At 62.4% G+C, this 2,220-nt stretch carries 3 protein-coding genes; all 3 read left to right on the forward strand.

Annotated elements, in window-relative coordinates; translation table 11 throughout:
- Positions 1–83 precede the first annotated feature (83 nt).
- The 3 genes from ABYB95_RS22040 to ABYB95_RS22050 are packed head-to-tail and all read left to right on the forward strand — an operon-like array spanning position 84 to position 2,066.
- Positions 84–698: a LysE family transporter gene (locus tag ABYB95_RS22040; RefSeq protein ID WP_372662020.1), complete on the forward strand. Its 615-nt coding sequence runs from the start codon at positions 84–86 to the stop codon at positions 696–698.
- A 25-nt stretch (positions 699–723) separates the two neighbouring features.
- Entirely contained in the window at positions 724–1,521 is a 798-nt protein-coding gene (locus ABYB95_RS22045; RefSeq protein WP_372662023.1) for a ParA family protein, read from the forward strand.
- On the forward strand, positions 1,521–2,066 hold the full coding sequence (locus ABYB95_RS22050) for an RBBP9/YdeN family alpha/beta hydrolase (protein ID WP_372662027.1): 546 nt from the start codon (positions 1,521–1,523) through the stop codon (positions 2,064–2,066). Before ABYB95_RS22045 ends, ABYB95_RS22050 begins: the two co-directional genes overlap by 1 nt.
- Positions 2,067–2,220 lie beyond the last annotated feature (154 nt).

The raw sequence follows: 2,220 nt of genomic DNA on the forward strand, positions 1-2,220 counted from the left end.
ACTGAGTTCGGCTCCGTTCGCCGCTGCGCCTTGGCCCGCGCCATCGTCACGTAAACTCCACCCTTCACACGGAGGGATTTCACATGCTCGGCGTCGCAGATTACGGTTCGTTCGTGGCCGCCATTGTCTTGTTTTTGCTCATCCCTGGGCCCGGCAATCTGGCGCTGATCACCTCCACCAGCAAAGGCGGCATGCGCGGGGGCATGGCCGCCACCGTGGGTGTGATCGCTGGCGATCAGGTCTTGATGTGGATGGCGGTGGCCGGTGTGGCCACGCTGCTGACCGCTTACCCCGCTGCCTTTGCCGCCGTGCAATGGCTGGGTGCCGCCTATCTGGCCTGGCTGGGTTTTCGCATGCTCACGGCCCAACCCGGCAGCCAACCGGTGATCAAGATCGAGCCGCGCCAATACTTTCGGCAGTCGTTCGCCATCACCTTGCTCAACCCCAAGGCGATTGTGTTCTACATGGCCTTCTTCCCCTTGTTCGTAGACCCGGCCCAGCACCGGGGCTTGCTGACCTTCGCCGTGATGGCCGCCACCGTGGCCGGGCTGACCTTTGTGTATGGCCTGGGTGCCACATTGCTGACGCATTTTCTGGCCGAGCGCATGCGCGCCAACCCCCGTATCGGCCGCCTGCTGGAAAAACTGGCGGGTGTGTTCCTGATCGGCTTTGGCGTGAAGCTGGCCATTTCCAAATAAATTCTCCTAACCAACGGCAACTCCCATGGCGAAAATTTTCTGCGTGGCCAACCAAAAGGGCGGGGTGGGCAAAACCACCACCGCCGTCAATCTGGCGGCGGGCTTGGCCATCGTGGGGCAGCGGGTGCTGTTGGTGGATCTCGACCCCCAAGGCAACGCCACCATGGGCTCGGGGGTGGACAAGCGCAGCATGGCCTTGTCGATCTACGACGTCTTGTTGGAAGAAGCCACGGTACAAGAAGCGGCGGTGCTGTCGGAGAAGTGCGGCTACCACGTGCTGGGCGCCAACCGCGAACTGGCCGGTGCCGAGGTCGAGCTGGTCGATCTGGAGCGGCGCGAAAGGCGCCTGAAACTGGCCTTGGCCGCGGTGGATGCCGACTACGATTTCGTGCTCATCGACTGCCCGCCCAGCCTGAGCATGCTCACACTCAACGGCCTGTGTTCGGCACACGGCGTGATCGTTCCCATGCAGTGCGAATACTTCGCCCTGGAAGGCCTGACCGATCTGGTCAACACCATCAAGCAGGTGCATGCCAACCTCAACAAAGACCTGCAAATCATCGGTTTGCTGCGCGTGATGTTCGACCCGCGCATCACCTTGCAGCAGCAGGTGAGCGACCAGCTCAAGGCCCACTTTGGCGACAAGGTGTTCGACACCGTGATCCCGCGCAACGTGCGCCTGGCCGAAGCGCCCAGCTACGGTCTGCCCGGCGTGGTGTTCGATCCGTCGGCCAAAGGCAGCCAGGCCTTTGTGGCGTTTGCGGCCGAAATGGTCGAGCGGGTCAAGGCCGGTGTGGCGGTTCCACGTGAAACCCCGGTCTGATGAAACCCGAAAACATCTTGTTGTTGCCCGGCTGGCAAAACAGCGGGCCAGACCATTGGCAAAGCCGCTGGGAGGCCTTGTACGGTTACCGTCGGGTGGAGCAGCACGACTGGATGCACCCCCGCCGCGGTGATTGGCTGGCCCGGCTGGAAGAAGTGCTGCTGGGTTGCGATCAACCCGCCGTGCTGGTGGCACACAGCCTGGGCTGCCAGTTGGCCGTGGCCTGGGCGGCGCACTCCCAGAACACCCACCGGGTCAAGGCGGCCTTGTTGGTCGCCCCGCCCGACACCGAACGCGAAGACCTGCGCACGATATTGCCCAGTTGGGCTCCGATCCCGCTGGGCAAGCTACCGTTTCCCAGCGTTTTGGTGGTGAGCTCCAATGATCCCTATTGCCCGCTTGAGCGCTCGCAGGGTTTTGCGGCGGCCTGGGATTCGCGCTTGCTGGAACTGGGTGAAGCGGGGCACATCAACGCGGAAACGGGCTTGGGGGATTGGCAGCAGGGTGCGCTATGGCTTGCAAGCTTGCAGGAGTCATCGCCATGACAAAGTGGCCAATCCACCCGGATTTTCTTGGGTACCCGCTTGGCGAGCTTGCACGGCGGGAGCCGCGGAATGTGGTGGCCGCGAGCAATTTGTTCTGTGTAAACTACCAAGGTAGTCAAGTTTGACTACCTTTTGGAGCGCGTCATGCCACCCA

It is taken from the genome of Hydrogenophaga sp., assembly GCF_041633695.1.
GTDB lineage: Bacteria > Pseudomonadota > Gammaproteobacteria > Burkholderiales > Burkholderiaceae_C > Hydrogenophaga.